14 protein-coding genes are annotated in these 16,509 nt (G+C 71.1%); 9 read left to right on the top strand and 5 right to left on the bottom strand.

Features of this window, described 5'->3' with window-relative positions:
- Positions 1-59 precede the first annotated feature (59 nt).
- Complete coding sequence (locus AB0I77_RS25565; RefSeq protein ID WP_363285001.1) at positions 60-1,007, bottom strand: MurR/RpiR family transcriptional regulator; 948 nt, start codon at positions 1,005-1,007, stop codon at positions 60-62.
- Positions 1,008-1,162: 155 nt separating this feature from the next.
- On the opposite strand from AB0I77_RS25565, the gene AB0I77_RS25570 reads away from it, so the two are divergent.
- Positions 1,163-1,564, top strand: coding sequence for a DUF3662 domain-containing protein (locus tag AB0I77_RS25570; RefSeq protein WP_363285002.1), 402 nt, complete (start codon positions 1,163-1,165; stop codon positions 1,562-1,564).
- Positions 1,565-1,799: 235 nt separating this feature from the next.
- On the opposite strand, the gene AB0I77_RS25575 is transcribed toward AB0I77_RS25570, so the two are convergent.
- The gene (locus AB0I77_RS25575; protein ID WP_363285003.1) at positions 1,800-3,728 is read right to left on the bottom strand and encodes a phosphatase PAP2 family protein; all 1,929 of its coding nucleotides are present in this window, start codon (positions 3,726-3,728) and stop codon (positions 1,800-1,802) included.
- Between the two features lie 171 nt (positions 3,729-3,899).
- Positions 3,900-4,808 carry a BadF/BadG/BcrA/BcrD ATPase family protein gene (locus AB0I77_RS25580; RefSeq protein ID WP_363285004.1) on the bottom strand — a complete coding sequence of 303 codons (909 nt, stop codon included), beginning with the start codon at positions 4,806-4,808 and terminating at the stop codon, positions 3,900-3,902.
- A gap of 319 nt (positions 4,809-5,127) precedes the next feature.
- On the opposite strand from AB0I77_RS25580, the gene AB0I77_RS25585 reads away from it, so the two are divergent.
- From AB0I77_RS25585 to AB0I77_RS25605, 5 genes are all read left to right on the top strand, one after another.
- Positions 5,128-6,255, top strand: a complete 1,128-nt coding sequence (locus AB0I77_RS25585; protein ID WP_363285005.1) for an ROK family transcriptional regulator — start codon at positions 5,128-5,130, stop codon at positions 6,253-6,255.
- A 285-nt stretch (positions 6,256-6,540) separates the two neighbouring features.
- A complete protein-coding gene (locus AB0I77_RS25590; RefSeq protein ID WP_363285006.1) occupies positions 6,541-7,866 on the top strand; it encodes an extracellular solute-binding protein in 1,326 nt (441 codons plus the stop codon).
- Between the two features lie 121 nt (positions 7,867-7,987).
- A complete protein-coding gene (locus AB0I77_RS25595; protein WP_363285007.1) occupies positions 7,988-8,899 on the top strand; it encodes a sugar ABC transporter permease in 912 nt (303 codons plus the stop codon).
- A complete protein-coding gene (locus AB0I77_RS25600; protein WP_363285008.1) occupies positions 8,896-9,798 on the top strand; it encodes a carbohydrate ABC transporter permease in 903 nt (300 codons plus the stop codon). The genes AB0I77_RS25595 and AB0I77_RS25600 overlap by 4 nt, the downstream gene beginning before the upstream one ends.
- Positions 9,799-9,800: 2 nt before the next feature.
- On the top strand, positions 9,801-11,519 hold the full coding sequence (locus tag AB0I77_RS25605) for a hypothetical protein (RefSeq protein ID WP_363285009.1): 1,719 nt from the start codon (positions 9,801-9,803) through the stop codon (positions 11,517-11,519).
- 239 nt (positions 11,520-11,758) lie between these two features.
- Here the strand turns inward: AB0I77_RS25605 and AB0I77_RS25610 are convergent, their stop codons facing one another.
- Entirely contained in the window at positions 11,759-12,439 is a 681-nt protein-coding gene (locus AB0I77_RS25610; protein ID WP_363285010.1) for a nucleoside/nucleotide kinase family protein, read from the bottom strand.
- A gap of 85 nt (positions 12,440-12,524) precedes the next feature.
- Between AB0I77_RS25610 and AB0I77_RS25615 the strand changes: the two genes are divergently transcribed.
- The 3 genes from AB0I77_RS25615 to AB0I77_RS25625 all read left to right on the top strand — a co-directional run bounded on the left by AB0I77_RS25615 (position 12,525) and on the right by AB0I77_RS25625 (position 16,134).
- Positions 12,525-12,920, top strand: coding sequence for an SgcJ/EcaC family oxidoreductase (locus tag AB0I77_RS25615; protein ID WP_363285011.1), 396 nt, complete (start codon positions 12,525-12,527; stop codon positions 12,918-12,920).
- Between the two features lie 128 nt (positions 12,921-13,048).
- Positions 13,049-13,786, top strand: coding sequence for a beta-phosphoglucomutase family hydrolase (locus AB0I77_RS25620; protein WP_363285012.1), 738 nt, complete (start codon positions 13,049-13,051; stop codon positions 13,784-13,786).
- Entirely contained in the window at positions 13,783-16,134 is a 2,352-nt protein-coding gene (locus AB0I77_RS25625) for a glycosyl hydrolase family 65 protein (protein WP_363285013.1), read from the top strand. The genes AB0I77_RS25620 and AB0I77_RS25625 overlap by 4 nt, the downstream gene beginning before the upstream one ends.
- Here AB0I77_RS25625 and AB0I77_RS25630 read toward each other — a convergent pair whose 3' ends face one another.
- Entirely contained in the window at positions 16,135-16,509 is a 375-nt protein-coding gene (locus tag AB0I77_RS25630; RefSeq protein ID WP_363285014.1) for an ArsR family transcriptional regulator, read from the bottom strand. It abuts the gene before it with no gap.

Below are 16,509 nucleotides of genomic sequence, written 5' to 3' on the forward strand. Positions count from 1 at the left end.
GTATGAAAACATTCATGCAGTAAATGGTACGAAAGATCCTATTATGTCCTGCCTGGATATCAGTCGCGCAGAAAGAACTGATGCTGGTCGGAGATCTGCTCGTACTCCTCCAGCCGGGCCTGGGTGCGCTCCGGATCGGCGTCGATCATGGCCTGCAACAGCGCGGAGGCCATCACGCCGGGCGCGGCGTAGGAGTCGAAGACCAGGCGGGAGCCGGTGCCGGTGGCGAAGACGACGTCCGCCTCGTCGGCCACCGGTCCGAGCGCCAGGTCGGTGACCAGGGCGACCTTCAGTCCGGCGCTGCGCGCGACCCGTACGGCGGTGAGGGTCTCCTGGGCGTGCCGGGGCATCGAGAACGCCAGCACCCAGGTGCCGCCGGCCTCGCGCGACTGAAGCAGTGAGTCGTAGGCGACGCTGCCGCCCCGCGTCACCAGCCGCACATCCGGGTGGACGCGGCGCGACGCGTACGCGAAGTACTCCGCCAGCGAGGCCGAGATGCGCAGGCCCAGGACGGTCAGCGGGGTCGACCGGGACAGCTTGCGGCCGATGTCGATCACCTGGTCGGGATCGGCGAAGTCGCGACGCAGGTTCTCCAGGTTGTCGATCTCGGCGTCGACCGCCGACTGGAGCTCATTGCTCCCGTTCTCCTCCGCCGCCGCGGGGCCGCCGGCGAGGGTGCCGAGCGCGATCGCCTGGAGCTTCTCTCGTAGCGCGGGGTAACCACTGAAGCCCACCGCGGCCGCGAACCGCGTCACCGACGGCTGGCTCACCCCGACGCGCTCGGCGAGATCGGTGATCGAAAGGAAGGCCGCCTCGGTGATGTGCTCGATCAGGTACTGGGCGATGCGCCGCTGTCCCGGGGAGAGCCGGGGCTGGTCGAAAAGCGTCCTGAGCTGGGAAGTCGGGGAGGCCTCCGCCTCCGGCGCGGTCTTTCCCGAGGTGATCGCGGATGCCTGTGCGCGCGCCTGCTGCGACGATGGCTCCGGTGCGCCTGCTTTGTCTCCCACAGTGCCTCAACATAGCTCACACACCGTGGCGACCAGGGCTTGCGCGGAAGCATCCGGTGACCGGGAAGGACCGGGGAGAAGGACGGATACCCGCGCGCGAGGCGGGAACCCGCCCGCGACGCACAAGCCCCGACAGGCCGGGAGGTGAGAGGCGAATGAGCGCGATCAGCGCGCTGGAACAGGCCCTGGAGAACCGGTGGGAGGCGCTGTGGGCGCGGGTCTTCGACAAGGAACCCGTCGAACTCCTCGACGCGCTGCGACACGAGTGCGACAGCAACGCGGTCGTGTGCAGCGAGACCCTGGTCGTGGTCCCCAACGCCTACGACATCGAGCTCGCCGCCTGGGTGCACGACGAACTCACGCGCCGCGGCAGCCGCGTCGGCCAGGCGCTGACCGACAGCCTGATGCGGCACGCCGAGCGCCACGGCTACGCCTGGGCGGGCCCGCTCACCGTGCACATCGCGAGGTCCCCGTACGTCCCCAACGGCCGCTACCGCGTGGCCAGCAGCGTGATGCCCCACGTGAGCGCCGAGGGCTTCCAGCGCGCCGCCCGGTAACACCGGTGCCGGGGGGACCGCATCGCCGGTAGATCGTGATCGAATGACCGACCTCGTCGATCGCGCGGCTGCTGTCGATCAACGCGGCCAACCGCCCGTTCGCTTTGGCAACCAGGGAATCCGAAACGGCCATGAGCCGTCATCCGCCCCGCGGCGACACCGCCAGGGCGGTGGCGGGAGCGATCCGCAGGCGTCTCATGCGCCTACTGTGCATCAGCTCCCGCCACGCGGGGCGCTACCGCTTCAGGAGTCGTACCGACAGACCTTCCGCCGTGTAGACGGGTACGGCCCGCAGCGTGTCGGAGTTCAGCTCCACGCGGTCGAACTGGCCGCGCAGCACCGGAGCGCCGAGGACGCGCACCGTGCGCCCCGCGGCCGGTGGCCTGTCGGTGTCGAGGCGCAGGGACAGCGTGCTGCCCCGGCCGAGCACCGCCCGGCGCGTCACCTCCAGGACCGGCTCCTGGCCCGAGCGCAGCGTCACCTCCAGCGTGCCGGACTCCTGGGTGTACGTGCCGTGGACCTGGAGCGACTTGCCCAGCTTCAGCGTGCCGCCCGACACCCGTACGTCACCGTGGCCCAGGGCGTGGGCCGACGCGGCGACGAGCACACCGTCCTGAATCGAGGTGCCGCCCGTGTACCCGTTGTGGCCCGTCAGGGTCAGCGTGCCGGTGCCGCGCTTGGTCAGACCGCCGCGGCCGTCGATGTCGCCCCGCCAGCTGTCGGCCGCCCCAAAGCCCCCGGCCGCCGCGTCGAGCGTGACGGTGACATCGGAGTCGAAGGCCCCGTAACCGTCCGCCGCGGCGAACAGGTTGAGCCGCCCCCACTGCTCGAAGCCGTCCAGCAGGACGTACCCCGAGGGCAGCGCGGTCGTGCGCAGCACCTCGCGGCGCTGGGCCGCGTCCAGGTACGGCAGCCGGGTCTCCAGCAGCACCTCCGCGCCCTTCGGCACGGTCAGGGGCTCGTCGCGGCCCTGCCGGGTCAGCACGTACGTCAACCGGGGCATGACGGCACGCTCGTTGGCGTCCCGGTCGGCATACGCGTCGGAGCCGTCCGAGTGGGCGTACGCGTACAGGGTGTCCGCCGTCGTGCCGGTCTTCTCCTCGAAGTAGGCCAGGGCCTGCGCGCGTGCCGCGGCCTTGAGATCCGCGTTCGCCGGGTCGGCCAGCGCGGCGGCGGCCAGGGCGGTGGCCATGATCCGGCCGCCCAGGACGTCGACCGTGGAGTGCATACCCGCCATGATCCGGGTGTGGCTCAGCTCGAAGGCGCGGGTCACCAGTTCCTGGAAACGCTCGGGCACCGCGTACGCGAAGGCCAGGGCCGCCAGGTGGAAGGCGTTGGTGTGGCCGCTGGGGAAGCCGCCGTCGTCGACCGCGCCCTCGCCGCGCTGCCGCAGCAGCTGCGTCGTGACGATCACCTCCGAGTCGTACACCGGGTAGCCGAGGGCGTCGGTCCTCCCCGTGTCGACGACCTCGCTGTCCTCGTTCATGCGCCACGGACGCGGGTACTGGAAGGCGTACTTGCCGGGGTTGCCGGAGGCGAACGGACCGCGCACCGTGTCGACCAGCTTGGCCACCTGGCCGAGCGCCGAGTCGTAGGAACCCGCGCCCAGCGCGGACCCGGCCGGAGCGCCGGCGGGCACGGCGTCGCTGATCTTCCCGGCGGGGATGCCGTCCGGGGCGCTGGTGATCGACGTGACCGCCTTGGCGCCGGACTTGTACAGCTCGGCCAGCGGGCCCAGGCCGGCGATCATCGCGTAGCTCTGGTGCTGGCGGTCGTAGACGAACGCCTCCTTCGCCTGCGCCTCGGTGCGCGCGGACGTGATCCGGGCGCAGTAACGCATGTTGGCGCGCAGCACCTCGGGCATCAGCGGCGTACCGGTGTTCCAGTCGGCGCCGGTCTTCCACACCTTGGCCATGCCGCCGAGGACGCGGACCACCGCGTTGGTCTCGGGGGTCAGGTTCGCCATGACGTTGGACTTGTAGTCGTCGACGAACGCGGCGGCGCCGGCGGCGGCCTGCGCGTCCGCGGCGGCCAGCCAGGTGGCGAAGGTGGGCACGGCCAGCACTCCGGCCGAGGCACCCAGGGACGTCTTGAGGAATCCCCTTCGGTTCACGGCGCGGTCACGGACCGACGTAGGGGAGCGGTGCCCGGCTGGTGACGGCATGCGTTGCCTCTCTTGAGTTCTTCGGCCCTGCGGCCGGGGAGGATGTGCGATCGAGGGCGGCTCGCGGCGCGGCGCGTGACGAAGAGGTCGAACGCGCTTTCCCGAGCCGTACGAGCGAAGATCTACGGGCGAGTTGTGTCGGACCGGGGAGGATCCGGCGGCCACCGCATGTCATACGAGTGAACGGGCCATCGCCACCGCCCCCTCGACCGGCGGCACCGTGAGGGGCCTGGGCCGGGCCCCCGGCACGCGCTGGGCCAGGGATGCCACGAAGGCGTCGTACAGGGCGGGTTGGGCGAGGACGGTGCTGCCCGCGACCACGACGTCGTCGACGACCACTCCACGCGCGGCGAGCCGTTCGACGAGCGCGGCCAGCGACCGGCCGCCCTCGGCGATCACCCTACGGGCGAGGGACGAGCCCGCTTCGGCGGCGGCGAACACGACGGGCACGTGGCGGCCCCACTCGGCGGAGATGTCCCGGGCGCTCTCCAGCGCGGCGCCGAGCGCGGGTACTTCGCTGACGCCGAAGGCGGTGACGAGGCCCTTGGCCAGTTCGTCGGGTTCCGCTCCGCGGTCGTGCGCGGCCCATACGGCGCGCGCGGCCTCGCGGACGAGACCGGCCGCGCCGCCCTCGTCGCCGAGGGCCGCGCCCCAGCCGCCGACCTGGACGGGGCTGCCGTCGCCGAGGCGGGCGACCGCGACGGAGCCGGTGCCGGCCACCAGGCCGACGCCACGGTCCAGACCGGCGGCGGGTACGAGAAGTTCGGCGTCGCCCATGACGAGCGCGGGCGCGTCGAAGTGGAGTTGCAGGGCGGTGCGTATCTGGCCGCACTGCCGGGGTGTCTCGCAGGCGTGTCCGCCCACGGCGACGGCGGACGGGCGGGAGCCCGCCGGCAGGGCCTCGGCGATCAGCGCGGCCAGCCAGCCGGCGGCGGCCACGGGGTCGTGCGGCCGCCAGCCGCTGCTGGGCCGGACGTGATCGGCGACGGAGTGCTCGCCCGCGAAGGCGCGCAGGTGCGTCTTGGTGCCGCCCACGTCGATGCCGACCACGAGAGTGCCGGCGGGGGAAGCGTCCTGCACGGGTCCTCTTTCGTCGTTGCGCTGGGCTGCGACGGTGGGCGAACCGTACCTGGAACAAAGGGAGTTGAAGCACTAGGGAAGCCCCGGGACGGGCCTCTGACGGACCACGGCAGGCGAGTACCGTGACGTTCGTTAGGAAGTTAACTAACCAAGTACAGTGCGTCAAGAGGCATCGCGTGATCGATCACCGCAGCGGCTCGTGCAGACCGCCGGGGGACGGGAAACCGCGAGGCCAGGGCATCCCATCGCCGCAGCCCGCGGGGACGGCCTTTCCGGGCGTGCGGCCCTTGACCTGTGTGGGAGAACTGTGGAACACGACGTGGCGAAAGCCTCCCGCCTGACCGAGAGCGCGAGCGCGGTGTTCGCCGTGCTGGCCGGCGCCGGCCGGGCGACCCGGCCCCAGCTCGCGAGCCTGGCGGGCCTGTCGAAGCCGACGGTGTCCTCCGCCGTGGCGGAACTGGAGAGTGCCCGCCTCGCCGCCCACTCCGGCACCGCCTCCAGCGGCACCGGCCGCACCGCCGCCGTCTACCGTCTCGGTCCGGCCTCCGGGGCCGTGCTCGCCGTCGACCTCGGCCCCGCCCTCACCCGGGTGCGCGGCTGCGCCCTGGACGGCACCCTGCTGGCCCAGGCCACCGGCGCCCGAAAGGACGCCGCCGACGTGGTGCGCGAGGCCCTCGAAGCGCTGCCTGGCGACGCCCCGCTGCGCACCATCGTGGTCGCCGTCGGTGACGTCACCGCGCAGGAGCACGAGGGTGCCGTGGAGCGCCCCGCGACCGCCAAGGCCCGCCCCGTCTTCGACGCCATGGCCGTCGCACTGCCCCCGGGTGTGCCCGTGCACCTGGAGAACAACGTGAACTGCGCCGCGCTGGCGGAGCTGCACGAGGGCGCCGCCCACGGCCACCACACCTTCGGCTATCTGCGGATCGGCGTGGGTATCGGCCTCGGCATCGTGGTCGGCGGCCAGGTGCTGCGCGGAGCGAACGGCGCCGCCGGTGAGCTGGCCCGGCTGCCCTATCCCTGGGACGACGACCGTGAGCCCCGCCAGGAGGCCCTGGAGGAGTACATGGGCGCCCGTTCGCTGCTGAGGCGGGCCGCCGAGGCCTGGCCGGACGGCGACGGGCCGTGCCCCGACACCGCCGAGCGGCTCTTCGCCCTGGCCGGGGAGGGCCGGGCCGCCGCCCGCGCCGTCGTCGGCCGCCATGCCGCGGACGTCGGCCGGCTCGCCGCGGCCGTGGCCGCCGTACTGGACCCGGGACTGATCGTGCTGGGCGGGAGCACAGGGGCGGATCCGCAGCTCCTGCCCGGGGTCCGCACCGAGCTGGAACGGCTGAGCTGGCCCACCGAGGTGGTCAGCAGCACGGTCGGGGATCTGGGCACCGTCGTGGGCGCCGCGCGCCTCGCGGTCGCCCGGGGAGTCCAAACCGTGACCGAGGCCGCGGGGCCGTAAGGATTGACGGTTTCGGACTCGGTCTGCCAATGTCCGGACAAGCGCTTTCTAAGTCGGCCGGGACGTCGGCTTGGAGCGAGCGTCCCGCCCGTACTCGGACGTACGGCAACCGCACCAGGGCGTGCTTGTGCGGCGACGGGCCACAGCGGCCGGGGACCCTCGTCCGTCAGGATGACGCGGCCGGGCGAGGCCGCGCCCTCGGAAAGCACAAACCTCCTGCACAATGCACCCGTGCCGCCTCGGTCGGCGCCGTGCTCCGTCTCGTACGACGAAAAGGGATCGAAGATGACCACCTTGGGTGTGCGGCGCTCCCGCCGACTCGGCCGCGGCGGCATACGCCGCCTGGTTCCCCTCGCTGCCGTGGCCACGGCAGGTGCCCTGTTGCTCTCCGCCTGCGGCGGGTCGGGATCCGGCTCGGGCGGGAACTCCAAGTCGCTGACGTTCTGGATCTCCACGGTCCCGGGGCAGGACGCGGGCTGGAAGAAGATGGTGGCGCAGTACAAGAAGGAAACCGGCGTCAAGGTCAAGCTCGTCAACATCCCCTACGACGGCTACACGACGAAGCTGCACAACGCCGCGCAGGCGAACTCCCTGCCCGACGTGGCGGCCGTGCCGGGGCTGGACCCGATCTGGTCGAGCAAGCTGATCGACCTGAGCTCCATCGCCAACAACAAGAGCAACAAGATCAACGCCAACTTCCTCGCCAAGGACTCGTCGGGGAAGGTGCTGTCCATTCCTTCGGATGTCACCGCGTCCGGCCTGTTCATCAACGAGTCGCTGTTCAAGAAGGCCGGCGTCTCCTTCCCGGCCTCGCCCCAGAAGACCTGGACCTGGACCGACTTCATCGCCGCGGCGAACAAGGTCCGCGAGAAGACCGGCGCCAAGTACTCCCTGACGTTCGACCAGTCGCCGTCCCGGCTCCGCGCCATGGTGTACGAGTTCGGCGGGAAGTACATCCACGAGGACTCCTCCGGCAAGTTCTCGGCGGACGCCGCGACCAAGAAGGCCGTGAACTGGTTCGTCGGACTGAACGACGACAAGACCATGCCGAAGTCGGTGTGGACGAGCGGCGCCGACCCGTCGGCCATGTTCCAGAGTGGTGACGTGGTCGCCTACTGGTCCGGCGTGTGGCAGGTTCCCGCCTTCGCCGAGAGCATCAAGAAGTTCGACTGGGCGAGCGTCCCGACTCCCGCCGAGCCGGTGCAGGCCAGCGACGTCAACAGCGGCGGCATGACGGTGGGCTTCAACAACAACGGCGACGCGGCCACCGCCGCGACGAAGTTCCTGTCCTGGCTGTACGAGCCGGCCCACTACCAGGCGCTGTGCGAGGCGTCCGGGTTCCTGCCGGTCGAGAGCGGTCTGAACCCGAAGTACCCCTTCAAGTCCGAGGCGGCGCAGGCGGCGTTCAAGCTGTACAACGAGGAGATCCCGCTCTACGCCCCGATCTCCGGGTACTTCAACACCGCGCAGACGGGCTGGGCGCTGAAGGGCAAGAGCCTCACCGAGGACCCGACCAAGACGGAGCTCGGCAAGGCGATCAACGGCCAGCAGTCGGCCGACAAGGCCCTGGAGAACATCGTGTCCGGCTACAACCAGCAGGTCGGCGGCTGATCGTAGGCCAGCGGGCCGGGCGGCGGGTCGAGACACCGCCGCCCGGCCTGGGCGCCCGCGCAATGCCGGGCTCATGGCGTGAGCCCACAGGAATCCATTCCACCAGCACGGAGTCAGGAAGATGACAAAACGCGCCTCGGCCGTGTCCGCGAGCCCGCCCAGGAGACGCAGTAAGTACACCCTTGCGCCGCTCGTCCTCATCGCGGCCAATGTCGTGCTCTTCGCGCTGTTCTTCGTCTGGCCGGCGGTGATCGGGCTCGTCTACTCCTTCACGAACTACACGGGTGTGGGGGCGTTCCAGTACATCGGACTGGACAACTACGACAACCTGTTCGGGGACTCCACCTTCTACGACGCGCTGACCCGGACGCTGCTGTACGCCGTGCTCTTCGTTCCGCTGAACTTCGCGCTCTCGCTGCTCGCCGCCAACTTGGTGGTGAGCAAGCACGCCAAGGGCGCGTCGGTAGCCCGCGTCATCTTCTTCATCCCGTGGCTTCTGTCGCCCATCGTCGTGGGTGTCCTGTGGCGGTGGCTGTTCGGTGAGAACTTCGGGCTGGTCAACTACGTCATCGAGAAGCTCGGCGGAAGTGCCGTTCCGTGGCAGTCGAACGCGGACCTGTCGTTGATAGTGGTGGTGATGGCGGCGTCCTGGGCCTGGACGGGCTTCTCGATGCTGCTGTTCATCGCGGCGATCAAGAACGTACCGGTGTCGTACTACGAGGCGGCCTCGCTCGACGGCGCCGGCCCATGGCGCCAGTTCATCAGCATCACGCTGCCGAGCATCGCGCCCACCTCGTTCATCGTCATCCTGCTCAACACGATCAACGCGATGAAGGAATACCCGACGTTCGTCGCCCTCAACAACGGCGGACCCGGAACGTCGAACAACCTGATGGTCCAGTACATCTATGAGACCGGCTTCAAACGGGGCCAGATCGGCTACGCGAGCGCCGCGTCATTCGTGCTCATGCTCATCCTGATGGTCGTCGCGATCATCCAGCTGATCGTCAACCGGCGGGTGGAGAACCGATGACAACCACAGACATGCCCCGCCCGGTCGACGCCGATCCCGGGCGGGCCGTCTCCAAGAAGCGGCCCCGCGGCGGGGGCAGCGGTGGGCTCCGGCGGGCGGTGCCCGCGACGACACTGATGTGGATCCTGGCGTGCCTCTACGGGCTGCCGGTGCTGTGGTTCATCCTCAGCTCCCTCAAGCCGAGCTCGGATCTGTTCTCCTATCCGCTGACGCTGGTTCCGCACAACCCCACTCTGTCGGGTTTCAAGGCAGCGTGGGACAGCGCCAACTTCTCCCAGTACTTCATCAACACGGCCATCGTGTGCGTGATCACGACGATCCTCACGGTGGGAGTCAGCTGCTGCACCGGGTACGCGCTGGCCAAGTACGACAACAGGTGGCTCAAGGCCTTCTTCATCTGCATCCTGGCCACCACGATGCTGCCGTCCGAGGTCATGCTCGCCCCGGAGTTCCTGGTGGTCCGCAACCTCGGCCTCTACAACTCGTTCGCCGGCATCATCCTCCCGGCCGTGCTCACCGCGACCGGATGCTTCATGTTCCGCCAGTTCTTCCTGACGGTTCCCGACGAACTCGTGGAAGCCGCACGCATCGACGGCGCCCGCGAACTGTCGATCTTCCTGCGGATCATGGTGCCGCTCTCCCGGCCCATCATGCTGACCCTGGCCATCCTGTCCTTCCAGTGGCGGTGGAACGACTACATCTGGCCGCTGCTGATGCTCAACGACCCCAACAAGTTCACCGTGCAGATCGGCATCCAGTCCATCGTCGGCGCGCAGAACATCAACTGGTCGGTACTGCTCGGCGCATCGGTCATCTCCATGATCCCTCTGATCGCCATCTTCCTTGTCTTCCAGCGCTACGTCATGAGCGCCGACATCAATGCCGGACTGAAGGACTGACCTTGCCCACCCCGCTCGACCACGAGTTCGTCCGCGCGGTGGCCGGCGCCGCCGACCGGCTGGCCGCCCCGCTGGCGGCCGGCCCCGACGAGGAACCCGCCGGTGTGCCGCACCGCGGCCTGGCCCGCCGGGTGAAGACGCTGGTCGCGGCGTACCGCTCCTCGGACTCGGCACTGCACGGCAGCAGGCAGGCCGTCGCCGCCACGATGACCCATCTCCGCGCCCTGAGGGCCGTACAGACGCCCACCGGCCTCTTCGCCGGCGGCGACAACGTGCAGTCGCCGCCGGATTCCGCGTTCACCGTCAACGACGTGTGCGACGCGCACGTCCTCGCCGCCGGCGCGGGGCCCGAACTGCGCGAGGTCACGGCCGAGCTCGCCGAGATCGCCGGCGCCGCCTCCGACGGTCTCCTGACCGGTGGGGTGCACACCCCGAACCACCGCTGGGAGCTGTGCGCGGCGCTGGCCCGGCTGCACCGGTCGTTCCCGGACGACCGGCTGCTCGACCGCGTCGAGGAGTGGCTCGCCGAGGGCGTCGACATCGACGCGGAGGGCCTGTACTCGGAACGGAGCGCCAACTACGCGGCCCACGTGTCCAACCCGTCGCTGCTCCTGCTGGCCGAGGTCCTCGGCCGCGCCGACCTGCTGTACGCCGTCGAACGCAATCTCGCCGCGACCCTGGACCTGATCAGGCCGGACGGCACGGTGGAGACCGTCCACTCGCGACGGCAGGACCAGAACCACCCGTTCCCGCTGGCGCCCTACCTGCCGCACTACCGGCTGCTCGCGATCCGCACCGGCCGCGGCGACTTCGCCCGGGTGGCGCGGCAGGCGGCCGCCGGCGGCATCGACGATCCCGACCTGCTCGCCGAGACCCTCCTCACCCCGGACCTGTGCCGCGCCCTGCCGGCCCCGACTGCTCAGGCCCTTCCGCGCGACCGGTACCTCACCACCGCACGCCTCGCCGCACGCGCCTCGGCCACCGCGCACACGGTGGTGTACGGCGGCTCCGACGTGCCCGGGTACCGGCGCATCCGCTCGGGCCTCGCCTGCAATCCCACCTTCCTGCGCCTGTTCGCGGGCGACGCCGTCCTCGACGCGGTTCGCCTCTCACGGGGGTTCTTCGACCTGGGCCCGTTCCGCGCCGCCGACATGCAACAGCTCGCCGACAACCGGTACCGGCTCACCGAAACCCTCACGGCCGCCTACTACCAGCCGCTCCCGCCGGACGAGCGACGGGACGACGGCGCCTACCGAATGGCGGACGAGGGACGCTTCTCGGCCGCGATGGCCTTCCCGGACCGCCCTCGAGGCGAGGTCTCGCACACGACCCGCGTCGAGGTGGACCTGAGGGAGGACGGTGCCGACCTGCGGATCGACATCAGCGGACCACGGGTGCCCTGGGCCCTCGAACTGACCTTCCGGCCGGGCGGCGTGGCGCAGGGCGCGGTACCGATCGGCGACGGACGCCGGTGTCTGACGACCGGGCCGATGACCTACCGGGTCGGTGACGACGAGATCCGGGTCGAGGCGGACGTCGAGGCAGGCGAACCGCTCGCCGGGCCGGACCGGAGCCACGTACTGCGGTACGACCCCGGTCAGGACTACACCGTGGTGGGCGGCACCGACGCGACGACCGGGAACCGCGTCTACATCGGTGGACTCGGCCCGCACACACTGACCGTCGCCGTGCGCGCCCGCCGGTCCGCACCTGTCGTGTGACCTCGACGAACCACTCCGGTCTGCCGTACGCCCGTCACACCCTCGCGCCGGGCGCGCACCCCATCGGCTCTGGCCCGCGCCGACCCAGCAACTACGGGCCCTGTCTCCCTGTTACACGCGGTGCGGCTTCGGCCCGGTCACCGACGGCACGACCCTGTGGACGACGGTCGCCGTCGAACGCCTCGACGGGACGCAGTACCTGCTGGCCGGCCTGCCGTACCAGGCCGGTCCGCACCGGATCAGGCCCACGAGGTGGGCGTCCGATCCCCGTCCGGCCGCTCCACGACGCCCCCCACCACCAGATCCGCCCGCTCCCGGGTCGCGGCGACCAGTTCGGCGTTGCGCTGGTCGCTGCCGAGCGCCCAGGCCACCGCCTCCTCGTGGCCCTTGCCGAACTCCTCGTGCCGGGCGACCAGGCGCCGGACGCGTTCCTCCTCGTCCGGCTCGCAGAACCACACCTCGTCCAGCTGGGCGCGGACGCGGACCCACGCACCGGTGCCCAGCAGCAGGTAGTTGCCCTCCGTCACGACCAGGCGAGCGGTCGGCGGGACCGGAATCGCCCCCGCGATCGGCTGCTCCAGCACCCGCTCGAAGCCCGGCGCGTACACGACCTCGCCGTCCGACTCCGGGGAACGCAGCCGCCGCAGCAGCGCCGCGTACCCCGCCGCGTCGAAGGTGTCCGGCGCGCCCTTGCGGCCCCGCCTGCCGAGCCGGTCGAGTTCGATGTCGGCGAGGTGGAAGCCGTCCATGGGGACATGCGCCACCCACGGGTCCCCGCCGGAGTTCAACGCCTGCGCCAAGTGCTCGGCGAGCGTCGTCTTGCCCGCGCCGGGGCTGCCGGTGATGCCGAGGAGCGCACGGCGGCCGGGGCGCGTGAGGGCGCGGGCACGCGTAAGCAGGTCGTCGAATGTCAGCGGCACAACCAGAGTGTGCCACCCGGCGCGGCGGCGATGATTTCCGGCCGCCGGGAGGGTCTTCTGAGGGAGGGGAGAACGGAGCCACGTCATGTACGACGACGAAGCACAGGTCCGCACACTGATCACCCGGTGGGCGGCAGCCGTCCACTCGGGCGACCTCGACGGCGTCCTCGCCGATCACACCGAGGACATCGTGATGTTCGACGTACCGCCGCCCCACGACGGCATCCGGGGCCTGGCCGCCTACAGCGCGACCTGGCCGCCGTTCTTCGAGTGGCAGGCTCAGGGCGCCTGCTTCGACATCGACTCCCTCGACGTCACGGCCGGCACCGACGTCGCCCACGCCCACGCGCTGCTGCGGTGCGGCACGCCGGAGGAACTCGCGGCGCACCCCACGCTGCGCCTGAGGCTGACGTTCGGCCTGCGCAAGGAGGGTGGCCGCTGGCAGGTGTCCCACGAGCACCACTCGTTCCCGCACGACTGACCTCCGGCGCACGACCGACCTCCCGCGCGCTTCGGGCGCGCTTCGGGCCGTAAGAGTTTGTCGTGAAGTGCTCCCTATGTGGCGTGCGCCACCCACTGGACGCGCCTCGACGGGGAACCGTGTCCTGTATGACGGAGCTCGGTCTACCCGAAACCATCCTGGCCGGCCTCTTCGACCTCGACGGGGTCGTCACCAAGACGGCCGTCGTGCACGCGGCCGCCTGGAAGGAGATGTTCGACGCGTTCCTGCGCGAACGCGAGGGTGAGCACTTCCGGCCGTTCAGCGACTCCGACTACGACGAGCACGTGGACGGCCGCCCGCGCGCCGACGGCGTCCGTACCTTCCTCGCCTCCCGTGGCGTCGAACTGCCCGAGGGAGACCCCGGCGACCCACCGGACACCCCGACGGTCCACGGCCTGGGCAACCGCAAGAACGACCTGCTCCTGGAGAAGATCCGCACCGACGGCGTCGAGGCCTACGACGGCACCCTGCGCTACCTCGAAGCCGTCCGCGCACACGGACTGCGCACCGCGATCGTCTCCTCCAGCGCCAACTGCCGTGACGTCCTGCGCGCCATCGACGCCGAGGGCCTGTTCGACGTACGCGTCGACGGCGTGGTGGCCGCCGAGCGGAAGCTGCCGGGCAAACCGCACCCGGACACGTTCCTGGCCGCAGCCCACGACCTGGGCGTTCAAGCCGCGCGGGCCGCCGTCTTCGAGGACGCGCTGGCCGGCATGGACGCCGGCCGCGCGGGCCGCTTCGGATACGTCGTCGGCGTCGACCGCGTCGGACAGACCGACGCCCTGTACGCGCACGGCGCCGACCGGGTCGTGCAGGACCTCGCCGACCTGGGAGGCAAGGCGTGATCACCCACAGGTCCTACACCGTCGAGCCCTGGGCCGTGCGTGAGACCGACCTCAACCTCGACGTGCTGGCCCAGAGCGAGTCCGTCTTCGCCCTCTCCAACGGCCATGTCGGCTGGCGCGGCAACCTCGACGAGGGCGAACCGCACGGCCTGCCCGGCTCCTACCTCAACGGCGTCCACGAACTGCACCCGCTGCCCTACGCCGAGGCCGGATACGGCTACCCGGAGTCCGGCCAGACCGTCATCAACGTCACCAACGGCAAGGTGCTGCGGCTGCTGGTCGACGACGAGCCGTTCGACCTGCGCTACGGCCGGGTCGTCGCCCACGAACGCACCCTGGACCTGCGCGGGGGAGTGCTCGAGCGGACCTGCGAGTGGATCTCCCCGGCCGGTTCCCGGGTGCGGGTGCGCTCGACGCGGCTCGTCTCCCTCACCCAGCGGGCGATCGCCGCCGTCGCGTACGAGGTGGAACCCGTCGACAGCCGCACCCGGGTGGTGATCCAGTCGGAACTCGTCGCCAACGAGAGCCTGCCCGAGCCGGACGGCGACCCGCGCGCCGCCCGGGCGCTGAAGTCGCCGCTGGAACCGGAGGAGGACTTCGCCGACGGCCCCCGGCTGCGCCTGGTGCACCGGACCCGCCGCAGCGGTTTCCGGGTCGCGGTGGCCGCCGACCACGTCGTCACCGGGCCCGGGCGGACCACGACGAGCAGCGAGAGCAACGTGGACGTGGCCCGCCTGACCATCACCTCCGTCCTGGAGCCCGGACAGTGGCTGCGAGTGGAGAAGCTGGTCGCCCACGGCTGGTCCGGCGCCCGCTCCCGGCCCGCGATGAGCGACCAGGTCGAGGCGGCGCTGGCGGCGGCCGGGCACAGCGGCTGGCAGGGGCTGCTGGAGGAACAGCGGGCGTCCCTCGACGACTTCTGGGCGCGTGCCGACGTCGAGGTCGACGGCGACGAGGAGATCCAGCAGGCCGTCCGCTTCGCCCTCTTCCACGTCCTCCAGGCGGGCGCCCGCGCCGAACAACGGGCCATCCCCGCCAAGGGACTGACCGGCTCGGGCTACGACGGCCACGCCTTCTGGGACACCGAGACCTACGTGCTGCCGCTGCTGACCTACACCGCGCCCGCCCCCGTGGCCGAGGCGCTGCGCTGGCGGCAGAACACCCTGCCCGCCGCCCGGGAACGCGCGGCCCAACTCGGCCTCGACGGCGCGGCGTTCCCCTGGCGGACCATCGAGGGGCAGGAGGGATCCGCGTACTGGCCCGCCGGCACGGCCGCCTTCCACGTCAACGCCGCCATAGCGGACGCCGTGGTGCGTTACACGGCGACCGGCGACCTGGACTTCGAGCGCGACACCGGCGTCGAACTGCTGGTGGAGACCGCCCGGTTGTGGCGGTCGCTCGGCCACCACGACCGCCGGGGCGTCTTCCACATCGACGGCGTCACCGGCCCCGACGAGTACAGCGCGGTCGCCGACGACAACACGTACACCAACCTCATGGCCCGGGCGAACCTGCTGGCCGCGGTCGACGCCTGCGAGCGCCACCGGGAGCAGGCGGCCCGGCTCGGCGTCGACGACGAGGAGAGCGCGGCCTGGCGCGACGCCGCCGGCGCCGTGCACATCCCCTACAACGACGACCTCGGCGTGCACGAGCAGCACGCGGGCTTCACCCGCTACCAGCGCTGGGACTTCGACGGCACCGGCCCCGACCAGTACCCGCTGCTGCTGAACTTCCCCTACTTCGACCTCTACCGCAAACAGGTCGTCAAGCAGGCGGACCTGGTCCTGGCGATGTACCTGTGCAGCGGCTACTTCGAGGAGTTCCACGACGAGGAGCAGATCGCCCGCAACTTCGCCTACTACGAGCCGCTGACCGTACGGGACTCCTCGCTGTCGGCGTGCTGCCAGGCCGTCGTCGCCGCCCAGACGGGACATCTGGACCTCGCCTACGCCTACACGGCCGAGGCGGCGCTGATGGACCTGGCGGACCTGGAGCACAACACCCGCGACGGACTGCACATCGCGTCCCTGGCCGGCACCTGGACGGCCCTGGTCGCCGGCTTCGGCGGCCTGCGCCGGGACGGCGACTCGCTCCGGTTCGCACCCCGCCTGCCCGAGCGGCTGAGCCGACTGGCCTTCACGGTCCAGATCCTCGACCGCTGTCTGCGCGTGGAGATCGGCCCGGACAAGGCCACGTACACCTTGCTGTCGGGCCAGCCTCTGACGATCCGTCACCACGGCACTGCGCTGACCGTGAACGGCGACGGCCCCGCCGTCCGCCAGGTCCCCCCGCAGCAGCCGCGCCCGGCTCCGCGGCAGCCGCCGCACCGCTGGCCCAACGCCCGCTGACTACGCGGGAGTCCAGTCGGCGATCAGGTCCAGCAGGCCGGGGAAGCGGGCGTCGAGGTCCGCGACGCGTACCTGGCTGCGGCGCTCCAGCCCGTACTGCCGCTGTCTGATCAGCCCGGCCTCCCGCAGCGCGCGGAAGTGGTGGGTGAGCGACGACTTGGGCCGGTCCAGGCCGAACCAGCCGCACGGGTGGTCGTACGCCTGCGCCCGAAGCAGCAGCGTCCGGACGATGCCCATCCGCAGCGGGTCGCTCAGCGCCCCCATGACCGCCTCCAGTCGCAGCTCCTCCCGGGCCGGCTCGGGCAGCGGCTCGGGCAGGTCGGCGGGCGCCGGGAACGGTCCGGCGAAACGGTGGGCGGCCGTGGCCTGTGCCAT

Source organism: Streptomyces sp. NPDC050619 (assembly GCF_040654815.1).
In the GTDB taxonomy this organism is placed as follows: domain Bacteria; phylum Actinomycetota; class Actinomycetes; order Streptomycetales; family Streptomycetaceae; genus Streptomyces.